This window comes from Flavobacterium sp. MMS24-S5 (genome assembly GCF_050320125.1).
In the GTDB taxonomy this organism is placed as follows: Bacteria; Bacteroidota; Bacteroidia; order Flavobacteriales; family Flavobacteriaceae; genus Flavobacterium; species Flavobacterium tyrosinilyticum.
The window spans coordinates 1,504,950-1,528,224 of record NZ_CP190016.1 but is presented as its reverse complement, the minus strand read 5'-3'; the positions used below and the strand labels follow the sequence as shown (position 1 = coordinate 1,528,224).

The 23,275-nt window shown below is 34.1% G+C and carries 15 protein-coding genes, 2 tRNA genes and 4 pseudogenes; 11 read left to right on the top strand and 10 right to left on the bottom strand.

Annotated elements, in window-relative coordinates:
* Positions 1 to 7: 7 nt before the first annotated feature.
* The 6 genes from ACPWTF_RS06785 (at position 8) to ACPWTF_RS06760 (ending at position 6,416) form a co-directional block, all read left to right on the top strand.
* Complete coding sequence (locus tag ACPWTF_RS06785) at positions 8 to 1,081, top strand: IPT/TIG domain-containing protein (RefSeq protein WP_427874917.1); 1,074 nt, start codon at positions 8 to 10, stop codon at positions 1,079 to 1,081.
* A gap of 80 nt (positions 1,082 to 1,161) precedes the next feature.
* Positions 1,162 to 2,421 (top strand): fasciclin domain-containing protein, encoded by a 1,260-nt coding sequence (locus ACPWTF_RS06780; protein WP_427874916.1) that lies wholly within the window; start codon positions 1,162 to 1,164, stop codon positions 2,419 to 2,421.
* Between the two features lie 78 nt (positions 2,422 to 2,499).
* Complete coding sequence (locus ACPWTF_RS06775; RefSeq protein ID WP_427874915.1) at positions 2,500 to 3,732, top strand: glycoside hydrolase family 27 protein; 1,233 nt, start codon at positions 2,500 to 2,502, stop codon at positions 3,730 to 3,732.
* Positions 3,733 to 3,743: 11 nt separating this feature from the next.
* Positions 3,744 to 4,535 (top strand): glycoside hydrolase family 5 protein, encoded by a 792-nt coding sequence (locus ACPWTF_RS06770; RefSeq protein ID WP_427874914.1) that lies wholly within the window; start codon positions 3,744 to 3,746, stop codon positions 4,533 to 4,535.
* Between the two features lie 4 nt (positions 4,536 to 4,539).
* Positions 4,540 to 4,710: a hypothetical protein gene (locus tag ACPWTF_RS06765; protein ID WP_427874913.1), complete on the top strand. Its 171-nt coding sequence runs from the start codon at positions 4,540 to 4,542 to the stop codon at positions 4,708 to 4,710.
* A gap of 611 nt (positions 4,711 to 5,321) precedes the next feature.
* A complete protein-coding gene (locus ACPWTF_RS06760) occupies positions 5,322 to 6,416 on the top strand; it encodes an outer membrane beta-barrel protein (protein WP_427874912.1) in 1,095 nt (364 codons plus the stop codon).
* A 423-nt stretch (positions 6,417 to 6,839) separates the two neighbouring features.
* Here ACPWTF_RS06760 and ACPWTF_RS06755 read toward each other — a convergent pair whose 3' ends face one another.
* The 5 genes from ACPWTF_RS06755 to ACPWTF_RS06735 form a co-directional block, all read right to left on the bottom strand.
* On the bottom strand, positions 6,840 to 7,745 hold the full coding sequence (locus ACPWTF_RS06755) for an N-acetylmuramoyl-L-alanine amidase (protein WP_427874911.1): 906 nt from the start codon (positions 7,743 to 7,745) through the stop codon (positions 6,840 to 6,842).
* A gap of 27 nt (positions 7,746 to 7,772) precedes the next feature.
* Complete coding sequence (locus tag ACPWTF_RS06750; protein WP_427874910.1) at positions 7,773 to 8,321, bottom strand: hypothetical protein; 549 nt, start codon at positions 8,319 to 8,321, stop codon at positions 7,773 to 7,775.
* Between the two features lie 41 nt (positions 8,322 to 8,362).
* Positions 8,363 to 9,676 (bottom strand): 30S ribosomal protein S12 methylthiotransferase RimO, encoded by a 1,314-nt coding sequence (rimO, locus tag ACPWTF_RS06745; protein ID WP_427874909.1) that lies wholly within the window; start codon positions 9,674 to 9,676, stop codon positions 8,363 to 8,365.
* 209 nt (positions 9,677 to 9,885) lie between these two features.
* Positions 9,886 to 11,388, bottom strand: coding sequence for an OmpP1/FadL family transporter (locus ACPWTF_RS06740; RefSeq protein WP_379796854.1), 1,503 nt, complete (start codon positions 11,386 to 11,388; stop codon positions 9,886 to 9,888).
* A 42-nt stretch (positions 11,389 to 11,430) separates the two neighbouring features.
* Positions 11,431 to 12,435, bottom strand: a complete 1,005-nt coding sequence (locus ACPWTF_RS06735) for a hypothetical protein (RefSeq protein WP_427874908.1) — start codon at positions 12,433 to 12,435, stop codon at positions 11,431 to 11,433.
* A 102-nt stretch (positions 12,436 to 12,537) separates the two neighbouring features.
* On the opposite strand from ACPWTF_RS06735, the pseudogene proS reads away from it, so the two are divergent.
* The 4 genes and pseudogenes from proS to rpsT all read left to right on the top strand — a co-directional run bounded on the left by proS (position 12,538) and on the right by rpsT (position 14,689).
* Positions 12,538 to 14,017, top strand: a pseudogene (proS, locus tag ACPWTF_RS06730) (proline--tRNA ligase).
* Positions 14,018 to 14,095: 78 nt separating this feature from the next.
* Positions 14,096 to 14,167 (top strand) — tRNA-Glu (locus ACPWTF_RS06725).
* A 45-nt stretch (positions 14,168 to 14,212) separates the two neighbouring features.
* A tRNA-Glu gene (locus ACPWTF_RS06720) sits at positions 14,213 to 14,284 on the top strand.
* 153 nt (positions 14,285 to 14,437) lie between these two features.
* On the top strand, positions 14,438 to 14,689 hold the full coding sequence (rpsT, locus tag ACPWTF_RS06715; RefSeq protein WP_073417115.1) for a 30S ribosomal protein S20: 252 nt from the start codon (positions 14,438 to 14,440) through the stop codon (positions 14,687 to 14,689).
* Positions 14,690 to 14,914: 225 nt separating this feature from the next.
* On the opposite strand, the gene ACPWTF_RS06710 is transcribed toward rpsT, so the two are convergent.
* Both ACPWTF_RS06710 and ACPWTF_RS06705 read right to left on the bottom strand, forming a co-directional pair.
* Positions 14,915 to 15,325 (bottom strand): response regulator, encoded by a 411-nt coding sequence (locus ACPWTF_RS06710; protein ID WP_379796848.1) that lies wholly within the window; start codon positions 15,323 to 15,325, stop codon positions 14,915 to 14,917.
* A gap of 5 nt (positions 15,326 to 15,330) precedes the next feature.
* Positions 15,331 to 16,884 carry a PAS domain-containing sensor histidine kinase gene (locus ACPWTF_RS06705; RefSeq protein WP_427874907.1) on the bottom strand — a complete coding sequence of 518 codons (1,554 nt, stop codon included), beginning with the start codon at positions 16,882 to 16,884 and terminating at the stop codon, positions 15,331 to 15,333.
* 325 nt (positions 16,885 to 17,209) lie between these two features.
* Here ACPWTF_RS06705 and typA point away from each other — a divergent pair.
* Positions 17,210 to 19,008: pseudogene (gene typA, locus ACPWTF_RS06700) on the top strand (translational GTPase TypA).
* Between the two features lie 119 nt (positions 19,009 to 19,127).
* Here the strand turns inward: typA and ACPWTF_RS06695 are convergent.
* The 3 genes and pseudogenes from ACPWTF_RS06695 to ACPWTF_RS06685 all read right to left on the bottom strand — a co-directional run bounded on the left by ACPWTF_RS06695 (position 19,128) and on the right by ACPWTF_RS06685 (position 23,243).
* On the bottom strand, positions 19,128 to 21,476 hold the full coding sequence (locus ACPWTF_RS06695) for a choice-of-anchor L domain-containing protein (RefSeq protein ID WP_427874906.1): 2,349 nt from the start codon (positions 21,474 to 21,476) through the stop codon (positions 19,128 to 19,130).
* A 13-nt stretch (positions 21,477 to 21,489) separates the two neighbouring features.
* Positions 21,490 to 22,327 (bottom strand): annotated as a pseudogene (locus tag ACPWTF_RS06690) (ABC transporter permease).
* Between the two features lie 3 nt (positions 22,328 to 22,330).
* Positions 22,331 to 23,243, bottom strand: a pseudogene (locus ACPWTF_RS06685) (ABC transporter ATP-binding protein).
* Between the last annotated feature and the right edge of the window lie 32 nt (positions 23,244 to 23,275).

The following is a 23,275-nucleotide window of genomic DNA, read 5'->3' as shown; positions in this document are numbered from 1 at the left end:
AATCACTATGAAAAATATAAAAAATAGAATGTTATTGAAGTTGTATTTTTTGGCTTCGATTTCAATTTTGCTGTTCGCTTCTTGTTCCAATGATGATTCGGCAGGTGGTTCATCTGGAAAGCTTGAAGTAACTGGAATTAGCAGATCTGTTGTTGATGATCCTTTGGTTGAAGGAGATAGAAAAGTAGATGTGCCTACAGATGTTATTAATGCAGGAAATTACTATATCATTAGAGGATCTGGTTTTGCGACATTGCAATCCATTTCGTTTAACGGATTAGAGTCTTATTTTAATCCGACATTCGTAACAGACAATGCAATTGTGGTTATGGTAGATTCAAAAACGCCATACTATAATGAAATGGACGAAATGAAGATCGTAACCAACTTAGGTACTCTGAACTATAAAGTGGCGATTAGACCCCCAAGTCCTAATATTAAAGGGTTTCCTGTCAATGCAAATCCAGGAGATGTCATTACCATTACAGGAGAATATTTCTTGCGTCCTGTAGTTAATTTTGGAGACATCCAAGTTGAGCCAATATCTTCTACATTAACTGAGATCGTAGTTAAAGTTCCTGAAGGAAGTTACTTGAAAAGTTTATCGGTAACAAATGTGTCTGGAACAACAGTAGCTCCACAAGTAATAGGTTCTGAAATATATGACGATGCTTTCACTAATATTTGGGGCTGGCAATCTCTGTGGGATGGAACAAATGAGTTTGATGCAGCCTACGCTAAAGATGTTTATCAAGGAACTAAGTGTGTTCAATGGAAAGCGGGTGAATGGGACGGATATGTTATTGGGATTAACAACTGGTCTTATCATGATACAGATAAATTCAAAGCGGTAAGATTTTGGGTTAAAGGTGAAAAAGCAGGAAAAGTGAAGTTTTTTGCTAATGGAGATACTGAGAAAAATATCGTGATCGTTGATGTCAGAACTTCTTGGACTTATGTTGAGGTGCCTTATACTTCGCTAGGTAATCCAACTGAATTATCTCAAATTGGATATCAAGAATTTGGAGGTTTCGGAGGAAATGTGATCTATCTAGATGATATCGGATTGGTGTTAAAATAATTGTTAGGATTCAAATAGAGATTTCGACAAAGTTCGGTCTATTAATCAGAATCCATAATTAAAAAACTAAAAGAGAATTTATGAAAAATATATATAGTAAAATAAAACATATTGCTCTAAGTGTCTTTTTGGTTGTTGCAGCTTCTTCCTGCGATAACGAAATTGAAGATATTGGTGGAGCAGAGCAAAATTATAATACAGCATATGGCCTAATTCAGGCAAATAGTAATTTAACTTCGTTTACAAAAGCAATAAAATTAGCGGGTTTAGAATCGACATTAAATACAGCTGATAATTACACGTATTTTGTTCCTAACGATGCCACTTTTGATGCTTATTTGGTAGCCAATGGATATGTAAATGATCTGGGATATCCAGATATAACACTGGTTCCTGTAGAAGATTTAAAACAACTTGTTTTAAGTCATGTTATTAAAGGTGTCAAAAAAAGAGTGGGCAAACTTGCAGGGGTTGAAGCCGATTATTTAGAAACGGGAGATTATGCTACAATGGCAAACGCTGTAAATTCAGATTTATACTTGTTAAGCATTAACGTAACCAACGGTGTTTTAAAGGTAAACGGATCCGATAAAGAAGCGCCAGGATTAGATTATTACGGAACAAATGGTTTTGTGAATGTTTTGAGCAATGTTATTGAGTTAACTCCGCCAGCTCCAGTAATTTCAGGGTTATCGCAAGTGTTAGCTTCTGCGGGAGATGTTATTACAATTACGGGACAAAATTTTGTAAAAGTTAAAAGTGTAAAATTCGGATCTACTGAAGCGACATTTACTGCGGTTTCTAAAACAGAAATAAAAGCAACCGTTCCAGCCGATTTTGATTCGTATGCGCTTATTGTTGTAGAAACGGAGTTTGGAGTATCTGCTCCAAGCGGAATCGGACTTAAATATTTATTATACGAAGACTCATTGAAAGGATGGGGCTGGGGCTGGGGAGGAGACATTACCTGGGAAAGCACAGAAAAAGTGAGCAGAGGTACACATGCAATCAAAAAAGTTGCAGAAGCTTGGAGCGGACTTTTCATGCACTCAGATCTTCTTCTAAAAGCGACAGATTATCAATTTGTCAAAATGTCTATATTCCCAACAGAAAGCACTAAAATAATGGTGACCATAAATAGTGATACGGGCGATTCTGCTAAAGGTACAACTGTAACTTTAGTGCCAGGACAATGGAATAATATTTCAATTCCTATTTCAGCGTTACATCCTGAGCTTTTAACTGATGGAAATTTTGATAGTGTGTTTATTCAAGAATTTTCTGGAGGAACAATTACTCCGTCTAGTGTATTTTATATAGACGATATCGGATTTTTATAAAAAATAATATGTTATGAGTTAGTTTGAGGTGTTCCCTAATTGAGAAATTAGGGAATATCTTTTTTAAATAGATAAAGAATGAAAAAAATAATTTTAGGGTTTCTTCTTAGTATTTCGAGTTTTGCTTTCAGCCAAGGAAATACTCATAAACAACAAGGCGGAAAATTTGAAGGATTGGCAATGACACCGCCAATGGGATGGAATTCATGGAATACGTTTGCAACTAATATTGACGAAAAGTTAGTAAAAGAAACGGCAGATATCATGGTTTCTTCCGGTTTGGCTGCTGCGGGTTATAATTATATAGTTCTAGATGATGGCTGGATGACGCACGAGCGTGACGCAAACGGCGATTTAGTGCCTGATCCAGAAAAATTTCCAAGCGGAATGAAAGCACTTATAGATTATGTGCATAATAAAGGTTTAAAGTTCGGATTGTATAATTGTGCAGGAACAAAAACTTGCGCAGGTTATCCCGGAACTAGGGGTTACGAATATCAAGATGCGAGATTTTATGCAAAACTCGGAATCGATTTTTTGAAATACGATTGGTGCAATACAGAAGGGATCACAGCAAAAGAAGCTTATACTACAATGAGTAATGCATTAAAAACTGCTGGCAGACCAATTGTTTTTAGTCTTTGCGAATGGGGAGATAATCAGCCGTGGGAGTGGGGGAAACCTATTGGAAATCTTTGGAGAATATCTGGAGATATTTATCCTTGTTTTGACTGCGAATTCAAACACCCAGAAAATTGGTCATCTTGGGGATTCATGAAAATTGCCGATATGCGAAAAGATATTCGTAAATATTCAGGTCCAGATCATTGGAACGATTTTGATATGATGGAGGTTGGAAATGAAATGAACGATACCGAAGATAAAACGCATTTTGCAATGTGGTGCATGCTTTCTTCTCCTTTATTTACAGGAAACGATTATCGTAAAATGTCAAAAGAAACTTTGGCAATTTTAACCAACAAAGAATTACTTTCAGTAAATCAAGATAAACTAGGAATTCAAGGTTTTAAATATGTAATTTTAGATGGAGTAGAAGTATGGGTAAAACCGCTTTCAGATGGAGCTTGGGCAGTAAGCTTTGTCAATAGAACCGAAACTTCAAAAAAAGTGAATTTCGATTGGAAGAAAAACAATATAAAAGATGCTGATTTTGGTTATGAAGCCGATTTTAGCAAGACAATCTTCAAAATAAAAGATCTTTGGAAAAACAAAGAAATTGGAAATACGAAAAAGGCTTTTGTTGCTGAAGTAGCTTCTCATGACGTAATTACTTTAAAGTTAATTCCTTAAAATTATATAGTATGAAATCGAAGGTTTGGTATGCTGCTTTTTTTCTTTTATTATTTGTAAATCTTTCAAAAGCACAATTTGTGAAAAAACACGGGCAATTGAGTGTTCTAGGTGCTCAGCTTGTGGATAAGGAAAATAATCCAATTGTGCTACGCGGCTTAAGTTTTGGATGGCATAGTATGTGGCCGAGATTTTATAACGAAAAAGCAGTAAGTTGGTTAAAAAAAGATTTTAATTGTAATGTGGTCCGCGCTGCAATGGGAATCGAATTAGGAGACTACTCCTATATAAAAGATCCGCAATTTTCTAAAGAGAAAATAGAGGCTGTTATAAATGGAGCTATAAAATCGGATATATATGTCATTATAGATTGGCACAGTCATAATGTAAATTTGAAAGAAGCAAAAGAATTTTTTGCAGAGATATCAAAAAAGTATGCCAAGTATCCCAATATAATATATGAAGTATTTAACGAACCGGATTATGAGACTTGGTGGGAAGTGAAAAGCTATGCGGAAGAAGTTATTAAAGTTATTAGGGAGAACGATCCTAATAATATAATATTAGTAGGCTGCCCGCATTGGGATCAGGATATCGATCTTCCTGCAGAAGATCCGATAAGAGGTTACACTAATTTAATGTATACTATGCACTTCTACGCGGCAACGCACGGTAAGGAATTAAGGGATAGAACAGATAGGGCGATAAAAAGTGGTTTACCAGTTTTTATTTCGGAATCGGCAGGAATGGAAGCTTCTGGCGACTGGACCTCTAAACTATACTGCTTGGCAAGATTATATTGATTGGATGGAAGCTCGAAAATTAAGCTGGATTACGTGGTCTGTTTCAGATAAAGATGAAACGTGTTCTATTTTGAAAAAATCGGCAAAATCGGAAGGAAAGTGGAAAGATGAAGATTTGAAAGATTCAGGAATCAAAGTCCGAGAATATTTAAAGAAATACAATAAAGAAGAATAATCTTTTTTTTTATAGTTTAAATAAAGAAAGTCTGCTCGTGTTAGAGCAGACTTTTTTGTTTTTTAAACTTCTGTTTTGTGCTAAAAATACAGAGGTAATTAGTGTCTAAAAGGTAATATAATTTGATGTTGTTTTTGTAGGAATAATTTTCATGATTGTAATTATGTTTTTGAGTTTGGTTATTTGTGTTTTTGAAATCTTGTTTGTTTTGTTTTTAAATATAACCCCTAAAATTTTAGGGGTTATGCTATTTTTTATTCTTTTTATTGATGGTATTTTGTAGTTTTTATCTGTTTTATTTTTAAAATACCCCTTTAAAAATTAAAATTACGTCTAAATTATGTTGTTGAATTTTTAAAAACAAATATCTATAAATATCAAATATTGATTATTGTGGAATTAATTTTTGTAATCCGTAATTCTTCGCCTAAAACGTCAAAAAAGCAGTTTCGAATTATTCTACTCATACAAAAGTTAATAAATTCGCTAATGAAAATGATGATGATTTGAAGGGCGCATGAAAGGTTTTAGAAATGACTTATACTATTAAAATAGATATATAAAAGATTAACTAACCAGAATCAATTAATAACTAAAAACCAAATTAAAACATGAAAAAAGCATTTCACATTTTAGCCGCGATGTTAACAAGTTCTTTTGCCTTTGCCCAAGAAGAGGAAGCAGCCGCTACCGCTCCAGCAACCACATGGGGAGGTTCTGCAGATGCGTACTATAAATATGATTTTTCAAAACAAATGAATGGATTAACGAGCTTTACCAACTCACAGAATTCATTCGAATTAGGAATGGCGTCGATTGAAGCAGGTCATACTTTTGGAAAAGCTTCTGTTTTTGTAGACTTAGGTTTCGGAAAAAGAGCAGCAGAATTTTCATATAATGAAACGCCAGATAAAGATGCAAGCGCAAAATTTATGATTAAACAATTATTTTTTACATACAATTTAACTGAAGAGTTTAAGGTAGTGGCGGGTAGTTTCGGAACCCATATCGGATATGAAGTGTTAGATGCAGTAGATAATAAAAATTACAGTATGTCGTATGCGTTTTCTTATGGGCCATTTTTTAATACTGGGGTTAAGGCGCAATATACTTCAGGTCACTTTACTGCGATGTTAGGATTAACCAACCCGACAGACTTTAAATCGGCTATGGACGCAGGTTCTTACCAAAAGACGTTCATTGGACAAGTAGGGTATATAGGAGATACAGGAAGTGCTTATTTGAATTTTACAACAGGAAGTAGTAATCCAATTCCAGGAAGTACAATTCCAGTTTCAGACGAAAATAAAACGCAGTTTGATTTAACCGCATCTAAAACGATTAGTGATAGTTTCGCTCTTGGATTAAATGCAACTTATGCTAAAACAACAAATGATTTTGATAGTAATTTAGATGGAGATTGGTTTTCTGTAGTGGGTTATGCTAATTATACTTTCAATCCAGCATTACTTTTGGCTTACAGAATAGAATATTTTGATGCTAAAGATGCCGCTCCAAGTTTAGGAACTTTAGCTGGATCAAGTGTATTTGCTAACACAGTTTCTTTAAATTACAAAGTTGGTAAACTTACCATAATTCCTGAGTTAAGATACGATGCGGCTTCTGAGGATATATTTTTAGACAAAAATGCATTACCAACAGGTGGAAGCTTCTATGGTTTAATTGCAACAACATACTCTTTCTAGAGATAAAGATTGATATTTTTTTTTTTTTGGAGCTGTCGAAACATTCTAATGTTTTGGAAGTTTTTCACATTGTGATGAGTTTTAAGTTATGAGTTATTGGTTATGAATGCTGTTTAATCATTGTTTAAAATTGCTGTGTGTTTTATTTATATGATTGTAAAGACGCACCGCAGTGCATATTTTCGCGAATCGTAAATGATGAATTGATCAATAATATGGTTTATATTGTGGAAATGCCTCACAGGATGTCTTTTTCAGAATCTTAAATAGTGAATGCATTAATATGATTGTAGAGACGCGCCGCAGCACATTTTTTTTGATAATATGAATCGTTAACTGTATTATGAGTATATTATTATGGAATAAAAAACGCATTTCTAAAATCTAGAAATGCGTTGTATATTTTTAAAAATTAATTTTTATTTATTGGACTTGTTTTTTGTAAATCGAATAAATAGTGTCTATTGTTTTTCTGTCTAAAACTGAGGTTGCATCAGTTTGTATATAATGTAATTTAAATGCTTGAATTGCGGCACTTAAATTTTTAGTATTATAACCTATTATTCTAAGTGCGGGTTCAATTTTAAAATCAAAAGGAGCAGGTTCTAAGACTTCGTCTGGCCAAATTCCGAATCCCTTTTCTGCTAAAATTTTCCATGGAAATAATGCGCTCGGATTTTGTTTTCTTCCTGGTGCAATATCGGCATGGCCTAAAAAGTTTTGCGTCGGAATGTTGTAATCCTTTTTTAGTTTAGTTAATAAAGCCAGTAAGCTGTTAATTTGCGCCTCGGTAAAAGGTTTAAAACCATTATTGTCTAATTCAATACCAATCGAACAAGAGTTTAAATCTGTTGTTTTTCCCCAAGTAGAATTTCCAGCATGCCAAGCTCTTAGATAATCATTAAGCATCTGTACCACTTTTCCGTTTTCAGAAATGATATAATGAGCGCTTACCTGAGTTTTGGTTTTTGTAAAAGTATTAATCGTCTGTTGCAGCGAATCTTGTGCAGTATGATGAATAATAACAAAACTTGGTTTTCTTAAATTAAAATTTACAGTACCAACCCATTCCGTATTTATTCCGTTTACCAAATAAGTAGAGCCAGTTTTAGATAAAGTGTCTTTTACGATTCCCAGTTGTTGTGCATAAGAAGTGTCAATTGCCAAAGGTGGAACCGCAGGAATTGTTTTGGATTCTTTGCTTGTAATCTGGTTTTCTAAAGTTTTCAGTTGCTGATCATAAGCTTTTTCAGTAGTCTTGTACGGATTTGTAGAGCAAGAACTAATTATAATAGCTAAAATGAGATAACAAAAATGCTTTTTTGTCATAATTCGTTGTTTTATAGTTAATAACGATTATTCTGAAATTTTCGTATCTGGTGCGTCTTTTACTTCTTTGGTGTCTTCTTTAGAATCTTTATCTTTTTTCTTTTTTGATTTGGTCTTTTTTACTTCTTTTAAAGAATCCATAAAAGTTTTATATTTTTCAACTTGGTCTGGATTTAAAAAAGCGCTAATTTTTTTATCGGTACTTTCGCGTAAAGCTTTTATCTGCTCAATTTTTTGATCTTGATTACTGCTTTCGTTTTTTAATAAAATACCTTGCTCACGTATACTGTCAGCCAAAACATTCGAAATTGCAATTGACTGCAACTCATCTAAATTGATCTGCTGTTTCATCTGATCTACAATCAATGCTGCAGTTTGCTCAGGAGGAGTTTCTTTAGGTTTACTTGGCGTGCTTTGTGAACCAGCCATCATACTTCTATCCATGCCCATTCCACCACCTCGTCCATAACCGTTACCATAGCCATTATTGTAGTATCCGTTTCCGTATTGAGCAGAAACAGTGCTGAAACAGAATAAAGTGAAAACGAAAATAATTAAGTTGAGAGTAGGTTTCATAAAAGTATTTTGTCTAATGTTAGCAATAGTTATGTGTAAATTTAAGCAGGTTCTCCGTATAAATCAAATTCTGTTGCTTCAATTATCTTGATATTAACAAATTCTCCAGTTTTTACATAATGTTTAGAAGCATCAATTAGAACTTCGTTATCAACATCTGGACTGTCAAACTCTGTACGTCCCACAAAATGAGCGCCTTCTTTTCTGTCAATAATACATCTGAAAACTTGACCAACTTTCTCCTGATTCAAATCCCAAGAAATTTGAGATTGAAGTTCCATAATTTCGTTTGCTCTAGCTTGTTTTACATCATCTGGAACATTGTCTTCGAGTAAATAAGCATGAGTATTTTCTTCGTGAGAATAAGCAAAACATCCCATTCTGTCAAATTTCACTTCCTGAACGAAATCTTTCAAAATTTCAAAATCTTCTTGAGTTTCACCTGGATAACCAACAATAAGAGTAGTTCTAATTGCCATTCCAGGAACTGCTGCACGGAAATCTTTTAATAACTGAGTAGTTTTAGCTTGAGTTGTACCACGTCGCATCGATTTTAGAATAGAATCTGAAATGTGTTGCAATGGGATATCTATATAGTTACAGATTTTTGGCTCACGTTTCATTAATTCTAAAACGTCCATAGGGAAACCAGTAGGGTAAGCATAGTGTAAACGAATCCATTCGATTCCTTCAACAGCTGCTAAAGCTTCTAATAGTTCTGCTAAATTTCTTTTTTTATAAAGATCAAGTCCGTAATAAGTTAAATCTTGAGCAATTAATATTAATTCTTTAACGCCATTTTTAGCAAGACCTTGAGCTTCTTTTACTAATTTTTCAATTGGTTGGGAAACATGAGAGCCTCTCATTAACGGAATTGCACAAAAACTACAAGGTCTGTCGCATCCTTCAGCAATTTTTAAATAAGCGTAATTTTTAGGAGTTGTAGTTAAACGCTCTCCAAGTAATTCATGTTTATAATCTGCACCTAAAGCTTTTAGCAATTGAGGTAATTCTGTTGTTCCAAAATACTGGTCAACGTTCGGAATTTCTTTTTCTAAATCTGGTCTATAACGCTCAGATAAACATCCTGTTACGAAAACTTTGTCTACAAGTCCTCTATCTTTTTTGTCTGCATATTCCAAAATCATATTTACCGATTCTGCTTTTGCATTATCAATAAATCCGCAAGTATTGATTACAATAATGTTTCCTTCTTTTTCTGCAGGAGCTTCATGTTCAACTTCTTTTCCATTTGCACGCAGCTGTCCCATAAGGACTTCACTGTCATAAACATTTTTTGAACACCCAAGAGTGATTACGTTAATTTTGTTCTTTTTTAAAGACTTGGTTCTCATACTTTTATAAATTGGAGTGCAAAATTACACTTTTTTTATTCAAACAACACTAGTTTCCAGTTTGTTTTTAGCTGTTTTTTATGAAGTTAACTCTTCTGGTTGCTTGTGCTTTTTGAGTTAGATTTAAATTAAAGGGTTTTTAAAAGGATAAAAAAAATCCGCCAGATAAAAACCTGACGGAAATTTCAATCATCTATTTTGATTTTTAATTACAATTCAAATAATAAAGTCATAGTAACATTGTTCAGTTTTGATGTAATGTTAGCTCCATCTGTGAATCCTCTTGTAAAGAAACCTTGATTTGACTCTCTTTCTAAATAAGAGTAAGCTAAGTCAAGTTTTGTAGATCCGAAATTATAACCTAAACCGGCAGAATAGCTGTTTAATTCACCAACTGTAATTCCGTTTTTATAAGGGCTTCCTTCATAACGATATCCGCCTCTTAGGCTTAACTGTTTGATTTTATATTCTGCACCAATACGAAGTTCGCCAGTGCTAGTTAAAGTATTGCTGATGTCATTGTTGATTCCTCTAAAACCAGGATCATTTGTAGGTTTAAATTTGCTGTTGCCATAATTTCTTATGCCGTAATCAACGCTTAATAAACCAGATTTGCCAAAAACATAAGCAGCACTAAAAGTCCATTTGTCTGGAGTTTGTAAAGTGTACGATTCGTATACGTTTATGATGTTTGGGTTTACTGGGTTACTAAAAGTTTCACCTGAGCTAGTTTCGGTAGTGGAATATAAACTTTGTGAAAGTTCATCGTAAAGTTCGTACCATGTATTTGATTCGTAAGCTATCCCCAGTCTGAAATTGTCTGTTACTTTTCCAATTGCTCCAAGCTGGAAAGAAAAACCATTTCCATATGTGTAAAGTTCGTTGTTGAAACGCACATTAGATATTGTTTCGTATGTTTCTAAAGGGTTGTTATTGTATTCGTAAAAGCTTGAAGATCTTCTGTAGTCGGTTATGTGAGCATTTAAATTGGCTCCAAAATAGAGTCTGTCTTTGTATGAAGTTGCAATGTTAAAGCTTATTTTGCTATTATATCCTCTAGTATAAACATCATTTTCTTGGTGATAATTTCCTCCGGCAGGCACATTTGTGTAGTATTGTGTATTGTTGTCATTGCCTGTAACTGGGTTGATCACGTATCCTTCAAGACCAAAAAAAGCTTGTTGTTCAGAATATGTAAGGTTTCTGAATGGGATTTTAGTGATATTGCCCAATTCAAGTCCGTTTGCATAGTCTAAAAAATAGCCATCTATTGAATTTGTTGGATTTGTTCCTGCAGAAAAAACTTCATTATTGAAATTATTGGTGTTTTCATAAGTTGCACCAATCGCAATCTTGTTCCATCCAACATTTGGATTATTGTTTTTAAATACAAAAACACCTCCTGCTTGATTTAAGATAAAAGAGTTCTCTTTATCTGATGTTTCAGTTCCGAAGTAATTAGAATTGTTTTTAATATTCTGATTGCTAAATGTTACTCCAACTTGATTGCTGTTAAAAATTGCAGATCCAGCTGGGTTAACACTTAAAGAAGAAATGTCTCCTCCAACTGCTCCAAAGGCACCGCTCATGGCTCTATAGCGTGCAGTTCCGGTAAGGTTCTCTTGAGAATAACGTAAAGCATCTGAAACTTCTTGTGAATATGACGCGCTGACAGTTAGTCCTGTTATAAATAGGAAAAATATTTTTTTCATTTTGATAAGTTTAAGTTAGAAATTGAGAGGGTTGAGGAAGAATTATCTTCTGCCTCCACCGCCACCGCCACCAGATCTCATTCCGCCACCGCCGCCACCGCCGCCGCTGTATGATCTAGAACCTCCACCGCTATTGCTAGGGGCGTAGCTTCTTGATGAACCACTATTGCTAGGAGCATAGGTTCTTGATGAGCCACTGTTGTTGCTAGGTGCGTAAGTTCTATTTGTCGTGGTATTTCCGCTATTATTATAAGATCTTCTGTTGCTGTAATTGCTATTGTTGTAGTTTGAGCTATTGTCGTAAGATCTTCTGTTTGTAAACGTAGGACTGCTTGTTCTTCCGTTCATATTAGAACGTCTAAAGTCAGTGTATCCGTTTGATCTGTTTGTGGTATAATTTCTATTTGTTGTGTAGTTTCCTCTATTTGTAGTGTAGTTTCTGCTAGTGTTATAGCCTCTATTGGTGCTGTAATTTCTGTTATAAGCATAGTTTCTATCGCCATAATAACCTGCAGAGCCTCTTCTTCCATAGTTGTAAGAATAGTTTCCATAGTATGAATAGCCCCAACCTGGGTAACCCCATCCCGGATATCCCCAGCCCGGGTAGCCCCATCCTGGATATCCCCATCCGTAATAAGGGTAGCCCCATCCATATCCATAACCGTATCCATAATAAGGGTAGCCCCATCCAAATCCGAATGACCATGATGGACTAGAGTAAAAATTTACAGAAACATCAGAGCTGCTGCTTCCCCATGCAGGATAACCTACAGAGGCAGTTTGTGTGCTGTCTGAATAATTAGTGTAATTGTCAACGTCTGTAAATATCTCAGTCGGCTGATTGTCATCTTGTAATGATCTGAAATATTCTTTGTATTGATTGTTTGTACCTATTTGTACATATTTAACTGATGAACCACCATATACTCCATCATTATCATAATAAGATGAATTTTGGTAAGAACCACATGATGCAAGCAGTAAACTCAGTAATCCGATTAAGTAAAAATGATTAGAGTTTTGGCGGAGTGAAAGGTAAGTTTTCATATCTGTGGTGTTTTTTATTGTTGCACATTACAAAATTAGTTAGTTTTGTCAAACTATTTAGTTAAAATTGTATAAAACAAAATTTGTGCCAAAAAATATAATATGAGTAAGAACCTTACTACAAGATCAGAAGATTATTCGAAATGGTATAACGAACTGGTTGTAAAAGCAGATCTAGCTGAAAATTCAGGAGTTAGAGGATGTATGGTAATAAAACCATACGGATATGCTATTTGGGAAAAAATGCAAGCTGAGTTGGATCGTATGTTCAAGGAAACTGGACATCAAAATGCATATTTTCCTTTGTTTGTACCGAAAAGCATGTTTGAGGCAGAGGAGAAAAATGCTGAGGGATTTGCGAAAGAATGCGCTGTTGTAACGCATTATAGGTTGAAAAATGATGAGGATAGACCTGGGAAACTAATGGTTGATCCAAATGCAAAATTAGAGGAAGAACTTATTGTTCGACCTACAAGTGAAGCTATTATTTGGTCTACATATAAAGGATGGGTGCAATCTTATAGAGATTTACCTTTGTTAATTAATCAATGGGCTAATGTGGTTCGATGGGAAATGCGTACACGTTTATTTCTAAGAACTGCTGAGTTTTTATGGCAAGAAGGGCATACTGCTCACGCTACAAAAGATGAGGCAATTGAGGAATCAGAGAAAATGATGAATGTTTATGCTGATTTTGCAGAAAACTTCATGGCAATTCCGGTTGTAAAAGGTTTTAAAACTGAAACAGAGCGTTTTGCTGGAGCAGATGAAACGTACTGTATTGAAGCATTAATGCAAGACGGAAAAGCATTACAAGCAGGAACATCCCACTTCTTAGGGCAGAACTTTGCAAAAGCATTTGATGTTAAGTTTGCTAATGCTGAAGGAAAGCAAGGGCATGTTTGGGGAACTTCTTGGGGAGTGTCTACTCGTTTAATGGGGGCGTTAATTATGACGCATTCTGACGATCAAGGATTGGTGTTGCCTCCTAATTTGGCTCCAATTCAAGTAGTAATTGTTCCTATATATAAGACAGACGAACAATTGGCTCAAATTACAGAGGCAGTTAAGGATTTGACTGCTAAATTGAGAAAATTGAAAATCACTGTCAAATTTGACGATAGAACAACGCAAAAGCCAGGATTTAAATTTGCAGAATGGGAACTTAAAGGAGTGCCTGTTAGAATTGCGGTTGGTCCGAAAAGATTTGGAGAACGGAACTTTTGAGGTGGCAAGACGTGATAATTTGACAAAAGAAGTTGTTTCTAACGAAAAAATCGTTGAACACGTAAATGATCTTTTAGAACAGATTCAAACGGACTTATTTACAAGAGCATTAGATTATCGTAATACTCATATTACGGAAGTAAATAATTTTGAGGAATTTAAGGAAGTTTTAGAAGGAAAAGGAGGCTTTTTATCTGCTCATTGGGATGGAACTGCTGAGACAGAAGAGAAGATAAAAGAATTGACAAAAGCGACGATTCGTTGCATTCCTTTGGATGCTGTAGAAGAGGCGGGAACCTGCGTGTTTACTGGGAAACCTTCTTCTAAAAGAGTGCTTTTTGCTAAGGCGTATTAAAAAAATATAGATTTTTTTGCATTAGGTATTGCGCAAATAAAAAATAGATGTATCTTTGCATCCGCAATACAGAAGCGCGGTCCGTTCGTCTATCGGTTAGGACGCCAGGTTTTCATCCTGGTAAGGGGGGTTCGATTCCCCCACGGACTACAAGTTATATTACATATTGAAAAGTTTCCAACTTAGGAGAATATTGGTCCGTTCGTCTAGGGGTTAGGACGCCAGGTTTTCATCCTGGTAACAGGGGTTCGATTCCCCTACGGACTACAAATTAGTTGTAAATAAGTTTTGTAAAACAAAAATTGGTGTCTCGGTTTTTGTTTTATTAGTTAAAACCAAAGTGATTGTTTTGCAATTGTGGGAGGTTTTTCTTTTTTAACTAGTATTTATAATAATTATTACATCTAAAATTAAAAGAAAATGGCAAATCATAAGTCAGCATTAAAAAGAATCAGAAGTAACGAAAAAAGAAGAGTTCTTAACAGATACCAGCATAAAACTACTCGTAATGCTATTAAAGCGTTAAGATTAGCTACTGATAAAGCTGATGCTACTGCAAAATTATCAACTGTAATCTCTATGATTGATAAATTAGCTAAAAAGAACATCATTCACGATAATAAAGCTTCTAACTTGAAGTCTAAATTAACGAAACACGTTGCTAAATTGTAATTAAATACAATTTGTAAGATATATAAAAGTCCTCTTCTTAGAGGACTTTTTTTGTTTTAACTCCAAAGTAAATGAAATTCCAATAGAAAAATAAATTCCAAATTCCAATCTTTATGAATAGTTGGAATTTGGAATTTTGTTATTTGTGAGATTCAGAATTTTATAAACCTTAATCTAATTTTGTACTGAAGGTTTTGGTATTTGGAATTTAATTTTTGGAATTTTTCACTCTAAATCAATCTTCTTTTTAAGATATTCCAGCATTGGCTGTGTAATAGGTTTGGAAAGGAAATCTATTATAATGGGATATTTTTTTGCTTTAGCAAGATCTTCGGGGTCAATTGTAGAAGATAATACGATTACTGGAACGGTATTAAATTCTTTGTAATCTGAAGAAGTGAAATGATCCAGAAATTCCCATCCTCCCATAATTGGCATGTTTAAATCTAAAAAAATTAATTCTGGTCTTTTCTTAGCTTGATCGTTGGTATATTTTAAGGTATTGAAGTGATGAAGAGCTTCTTCGCCATTTTGAGCTGTAATAACTTCATGTGAAAATGAGGATTTTGAAATTACCTTTTTGCATAGCATCAGTGTGATAGGGTCATCATCGATGCATAAAATCTGCTCAAGCATAATAATTAATTTTTAAATGTTATTGTAAATGTGGTTCCTTTATTGACTTCGCTTTCGATAGAGATTGTTCCTCCCATGGTTTCTACCTGCGATTTTACAAGGTATAACCCTAAACCTTTGCTGTCGGGATAATTGTGGAATCTTTGATAAAGTCCAAATACTTTGTCGCGATTTCTTTCTAAGTCAATTCCGATTCCGTTGTCTTTAAAGGTTAAGATTGTTTTTTGTTCTATTTGTTCTGCCGTTATTGATATTTTTAATTTTCTATTTTCCGATTTGTATTTTATAGAATTAGTAAGCAGATTTAATAGAATGCTTTCTATGTAGGCTTTGTTTGTAATAAGTTCTGGGACTTTATCAAATTTAAGCTTAATTATAGGTTTGTGTAATTCAATCTGAAATGAAAGCTGGCTGAATACATTTTCAAAAACTTCTTTTAGAGACACTTCCTCTTTTTGCATTGAAGGATTGTCTTTTATAATAATAACCTTTACTAAATCATTTATGGTTTCGTTTAGTAAATGAGTCGATTTTGTAAATCCAGCTAATATTTCTTCTAGCTCTTCATTTTCGATCGGAATATCTTCTATTAAATTTAATAGTCCGATTAAGTTAGAAAGTGGAGCTCTAAGGTTGTGCGATGTGATGTAAGAAAACTGCTTTAAGTCTTTATTGTTTTGTGTTAATTCTCGAATAAGATGTTCTTTTTCTGTTTCTAGTTTTTTCTCATCTGTAATATCTCTTTGTATCGAAATCCAATGCGAGATAACGCCTTCGTTATTAAAAATAGGAATCATAGAAAAGCGTACCCAATATTCTTCTTTGCTTTTAGTGTATGTAATGGTTTCAATTAAGCATTCCTCTTCATTTTTTATGGCTCTCAGAAGTTTTTTTAATTCATCAGAATCCGATTTTGGTCCTTTGAAAATGTTTGGCGATTTGCCGATGATTTCGTTTGACTGATAGCCTGACATTTGAGAAAATGCAGGGTTTACATAAACTATTTTCGGTATTTTTCTTTCAGAAGAATTGGCTTCGGTAATTAAAATAGAATCTTTAGATTGTGTAATTACGGTTTCTAAAAGTTTTAATCGCTGTTCTTCTTCTTTTTGCTTTGTAATATCTTGAATGGCTCCAATCATTCTGATGGCCCTTCCGTTTTCATCTTTTAATAAAAAACCTCGATCCAGAACATATTTGTACGATCCGTCTGCACACCTAAAACGGTATTGATCTTGCCATTTTTCAGTTTTTTGCTCTATAAAAGAATATAGTTTTATTGACATTCGGATACTGTCTTCCGGGTGAATTTTGTCAAACCACCATTTAGAAGTTTTTCCTACTTCTTTGGGGTCATAACCAAAAACACTTTCAATTCCTTTGTTCCAATTAATACTATCCTCTTGAATTTTCCAATCCCAAATAGTATCGCTTGTCGCTTTTGCTACAATGTCATATTTCTCATTAGATTCTTTTATTTCTTCGTTGGTTTTGTTTAACTTTTCAAAAATGGTTATGTTTCTTTTTTCGTTTTTTGAAAGGATAAAGCTAAAAACCAATACTGTAATTAGAATAAATATAACATCTTTTACTAAGGATAGATATAGATATTCTGATGAGGAAAAGTAGATTATGAGTAATTTATGACATAGCGACCGCCATAATTATCGAGATGATGGTATAAATAAGAGTAATTTGGAGAGTTTTACTTTTCATCACTTCAAATATAGTTAATTTAACTATAACTAAACGTATGTTAATGTCATTTTGGAACCGATATTTTTAGGATTTATATTAACTAATTGATTGTATATACGCAAACTATGGCAGAAACATTTTTTTTTAAAAAATAAAGTGTACCTTTGCGCCCATTAAAAATCACAGATGGAATCTATTAGAAACATTGCAATTATTGCCCACGTCGATCACGGTAAAACAACTTTGGTTGATAAAATTATGTATCACTGTCAGTTATTTCGTGAGAACGAGAACACAGGTGATTTAATCTTAGATAATAATGATTTAGAGCGTGAGAGAGGTATTACAATTACTTCTAAAAACGTATCGGTTCAATATAAAGGAACAAAAATCAATATTATCGACACTCCTGGCCACGCCGATTTTGGAGGTGAAGTAGAACGTGTATTGAACATGGCCGATGGTGTTTGTTTGCTAGTTGATGCTTTCGAAGCTGTCCAATGCCTCAAACTCGTTTCGTTTTGCAAAAAGCGATCGATTTAGGATTGAAACCTTGTGTAGTTATCAATAAAGTAGATAAAGAAAACTGTACTCCAGAAGAAGTTCACGAGAAAGTTTTTGATTTAATGTTTGAATTAGGTGCTACTGAAGAGCAGTTGGATTTCCCAGCGGTTTACGGTTCTGCTAAAAACAACTGGATGTCTGATGATTGGAAAAATCAAACAGAAAACATAGAGCCATTATTAGACATGGTTATTGCTAATGTTCCAGCTCCTAAAGTTTCTGAAGGAACTCCTCAAATGTTGATCACATCTTTAGACTTCTCTTCATTTACAGGTCGTATCGCTATCGGACGTCTTGAAAGAGGAACTTTAAAAGAAGGAATGCCAATTTCTTTGGTAAAAAGAGATGGTAAAATCATCAAATCTAGAATTAAAGAATTACACACTTTTGAAGGTTTAGGCCGTAGAAAAGTAGAAGAGGTTGTTGCTGGAGATATTTGTGCTGTTGTAGGTATTGAAGGTTTCGAAATTGGTGATACTATTGCTGATTTTGAAAATCCAGAAGCTTTACAAACAATCGCTATCGACGAGCCGACTATGAGTATGTTGTTTACAATTAACGATTCTCCTTTCTTTGGTAAAGAAGGTAAATTTGTTACTTCTAGACATATTCGTGAGAGATTAACAAAAGAGCTTGAGAAAAACTTAGCGATGAAGGTTGGAGAAACTGATTCTGCTGATAAATTCATGGTTTTTGGTCGTGGTGTACTTCACTTATCTGTTCTTATTGAAACAATGAGAAGAGAAGGGTACGAGCTTCAAATTGGTCAGCCACAAGTTATCATCAAAGAAGTTGATGGTGTGAAATGTGAGCCAATTGAGGAATTAACTATTGACTTACCAGAAAACCTTTCAGGTAGAGCGGTTGAGTTCGTAACAATCCGTAAAGGAGAAATGCTTTCTATGGAAGGTAAAGGAGAGCGTATGATTGTTAAATTTAATATTCCATCTCGTGGAATCATTGGTTTAAGAAATCAATTGCTTACTGCTACTGCTGGTGAAGCTATTATGGCACACCGTTTCATCGGGTACGAACCATACAAAGGAGAAATTCCTGGACGTAACAACGGTTCATTAATCTCTATGGAAAACGGAAAAGCTATTCCTTACTCTATCGATAAATTACAAGATCGTGGTAAATTCTTCGTTGATCCTAACGAGGATATCTATGAAGGTCAGGTAATTGGAGAAAACACTCGTAGCGACGATATGACTGTTAACGTTACTAAAACGAAAAAACTTTCTAACGTACGTTCTTCTGGAGCTGATGATAAAGCTAGAATTATTCCAGCTATCAAATTCTCATTAGAAGAAGCTTTAGAGTACATCCAAAAAGATGAGTATGTTGAAGTTACTCCAAAATCTTTACGTTTAAGAAAAATCTACTTAAGCGAAACAGATAGAAAAAGATATAAAATCTAATTCGATTTAATTTTCAATATAAAAAATCCCAAATTCCAATTCTGGAGTTTGGGATTCTTTTTTATGTATAATGTTTTTATTGGAATTTGGAATTTAAAAAAAATGGGATTTATTAAAAGTTATCTTTTTAAACTAAAGTGCCCTTTGACATTTTTTCCATTAGCAAAAAAGAGCGTAAACCAATAATCGTCTGAAGGCATTTGTCTCCCGTTAAAAATCCCGTTCCAACCTGCTCCATTTTGATTCATTTGTTTTAGCAGATTTCCGTAGCGATCAAAAATAGAAATGGTGTAATCTGGCATTTGATCAATATTTTTAATAACCCATAAATCATTGAATCCGTCTCCGTTTGGAGTAAAGAAACGCGGATAATCCAAAACATATACTAAAAACGAATTAGATAAACCACACCCATTTTTGTCTCGAGCTTTTACATTATATACGCCTGGGCTTACTTGTGTAAAAGTAGTACTGTCTTGAAAAACAGTTCCGTCCAGAGAAAATTCATAATTTCCAACACCCGTGTACTGAACTTGAATTGTATTGTCAGTTCCAGAAAAATCTTTTACATCTGCTCCGGTAATTGTAGCTGGTTCGGATAAAATTATTTTAAAATTTTTAGTTTTTTCGCAACCATTTGCATCTTTTACAGTTACGGAGTAATCACCAGCGCTGTTAATTACGGTAGAATTTGTACTGCTTCCATTAGACCATGCATAACTGCTAAAGCCAGTTGCAACGGTTAGCATCATTTCGTCTCCTTTACATAAATAATGCGTTTCGTCTTCAAAATTAGGAGGATCAAATGTGTGTACAATTAATTCTATTGAAGTAATATCATAACAACTTGGACCATTTACAACGCGAGCATAAATCGTTTGGCTGTTTGGAGTTGTATTTTTGAAAATATTAGGTAGCTGATTGGTTTCGGTAAGGGCATCAGTAGCGGTTAAAAAATAATTGATTGCTAAACCTGCAGGCAGACCTGTTAAAATTTGAGGAGTCACTTCTGCATTTAAATCAAATTGATACAAACCGTCTTGTATATCGTCTCCATCGCAAGTTGCTACGGGAGATTGGTTTGGGATCGCAGAATTAGAGATGTTTAGTGTAATTTCAGCTATTTTATAACAGCCAAAGGTGTTTTCAATTCGGGCAAAAATAATTTGATCTGCACCTTTATTGGTGTATCGTTCCGGATTTAAAATTGGATTTGTTTTTGCCTGAGCATCAGCCAAAGTTTCATAATATCCCTGATTAACAAATTGAGAATCATTGTTTTTGATGAAATTGCCAGATTTAGTCAAATCAAAAATTGAAATACCATCAGTATCATCATCACATTGCAGTAAAGAAGTATTTGTAGATGGAATTTCGGGAGCAAATTCAACAGTGATTTCTCCAACAGAAACACAAGTTGTATTGCCCAAGGTTGCCTCCACTTTATACGTTCCCGATGATGTTACGTTGTAAGAAGGAGATGTAACACCTGGAAGTTCAGAATAAGTGTTAGACGCATCTTTTTTAAACCATTTAAAAGTATAACCTGTAGCACTCAAGTTGGTGTTTAAAGCATAAGTTTGGCCATAACAAACTGGATTGTTGTTGGCTACAGTTCTGTTTTCTCCAAAATTTATTTTAGTTACAAAACTGCCCGCTTCTATAAAAACAGCAGAGTTGTATTGTCTGGTTGCATCATCGGCAACGACCAATTTTAGATGGTATGTTCTGTTCGGAATCACACTTGTAGAGGCATTCATTACAATAGTTTGCCCTGCATAATAGATCGGGCTTCCATTTGCATTATAACCATTAAAATAGTTTTCGTTTAAAGCTTCACATCCTTCTAAAGGCTGGCCATAATTGTCATTTACGGTTTCAATTTTAGGATGAACCGTTGTAGCTGAAACTGCCGTAGTTGAATTAGGTAGAACGGCAAGATTTTTATATTCTTCAGAACTTCCGACTTCTTTAATTAAGAAAGCAAATCCATCTGAATAAGTGCAAGGAAAATTAGTTTGATATTCATTCGAAGCAAAAATATAATTGAAGCTTATTGAATTGGTCTGCGCTGTAAAATCAAATTCTATAAGTGTTGCTTGCGTGCTATTCGTAATTCCTAAAGCTTTATTAAGATCTGCGTCACCATTCCAACCTAAAATCCTTACTCCTTTGGAATCTTGTTTGTAAAACGGTCCTTCTGCATTTTTGCTAGGCGAAGTAGCTAAAACAATTCCTCCTGAAAAAGGAAAATTGGCACCAGCTGTAAAGGAACCGTAACTCTGTCCACTTAGATTCGGGTTTCCTGATGCCGTTACACTTTGTACATCAATACAAGAACTGTTTATTAAAACATTTTGAATTAAATCTGTTGGTGTTGCTGTGTCGGTAACAGAAATATTTTGCGCACTGATTTTATGGAAAAAACAGCACAAAATTAGAATTAGAAATGTTCTTATTTGACTCATAGTAGCAAATATACTACAAATCTCTATTTTTTAATAGTTTGTAAGAAAAATATATAAACACAAAAGTCCAAGCTAAAACGATTAATACAGCAGTATAATCTACACTGAAATTGCCTTCTGTTTCGATTCCCATTTGAGTGCCAATATTTTTAATTACCGATAATCTTGGTCCAGGATTAGCAATTAGATTTGACATTGATTCTAAAGGTAAAAACTGTGTGATTTTTTCCTCAGTATCGCTATTTGGGAAAATTTTAAAAGCCAAAGTACCTCTTATGATTGCTTCAATAATGCTCCAAACTAAAAGAAAACCAAGCGCAAAGGCAGAACGTTTTACTAAAATTCCTAAAAACAAACAGAACGAAAAGAATCCTGTTAACTTTACAAAAAAGGCTAAAAGATAATCTAAGTCAGAAAAAATAATTCCAAACTCGGTATAAGATGAAAAAGACAATCCTAGAAGCAAGCTCATGATAAAAACAAAAACAGTAGATCCAAAAGCAAATAAAACTACAGTTAAGAATTTAGATAGAATAAATTCTTTTTTGCTTAAACCATCAATTAAGTTCTGTTTTAAAGTTCCGTAGCTGTATTCATTCGCCATCATAGAAACAATTACAATAGCCAAAAAGAATTTAAGCCAAGCAGCAACATATGTATTGAAATGCCAGATAAAAGGAAAATTGAAGATTCCCATTTCTGCCAAATGAAATTTGAAAGCTGCCTATATCAAATTTTATTGCAGCGATTAAGGCTATAAAAGAAAGTAATACAAAATAAGTTAGGGTTAATATACGGCTGGCTTTGTTCATCCAAATTTTTTGTAATTCTATAGAGAGAAGTCTTTTCATGGTTTAGTTTTTTTGAGCGATGGCGTTTTTGGTTAATTCTAAAAATTGAGCTTCTAAACTGTTTTTACGTTTTACTAAATGGCTTAAAACAATATTTTTAGAAAATAAAAATTGGTTTAACTCTGAGGCAGATAAGTCGGAATTTAGGTAAACTAAAACTTTTCCATCTTCTTCAGCAATTCTATCAACAGCAGGATGTTCTGATAAAACTGTTTTTAAAACTAAATTATCTTCGGCTTGCAACTCAAAGAAACCTTCGTTAGAAGACATTCCGTCAACATGACCAGAATGCAAAACTTCGCCTTTTCTTAAAACAATTACTTGCGAGCAAACTTTTTCTACTTCATCCAATAAATGGGAAGCCAATAAAATAGTAGTTCCTTGCGATGCAATTTTTTTAATGATATCTCGAATCTGATGAATTCCCTGTGGATCTAATCCGTTGGTTGGTTCGTCTAAAATTAAAATTTCAGGATCGTTTAAAAGTGCCGATGCTATTGCCAGACGCTGTTTCATCCCTAAAGAGAAAGTGCTGAATTTGCTATCTTTTCTTTCGATTAAACCTACTAATTCCAGTTTTTCATTAACTTTAGAATAGTTTATATTTTTGATTTTACAAACCAATTGGAGGTTTTGCTCGGCTGTCATGTACGGATAGAAATTGGGCCTTTCTATAATGGCGCCCACTTTTTTTAAGGCATCGTGCGTTTCTACATTGCCATCAAACCAGCGATAATTGCCAGACGATTTATTAACAACATTTAAAACAATTCCTAATGTAGTCGATTTTCCGCTGCCGTTTCGGCCATAGAATGCCATAAACGCGACCTTTTTGTATTTGAAAAGATACATTTTTCAAAGCCTGAATTCGGCCGTATCTTTTACTTAAATTCTCAATGGTTAATATGGTTTCCAAATTTTTCTGGTTTTAGTTTTTAGTATGACGAG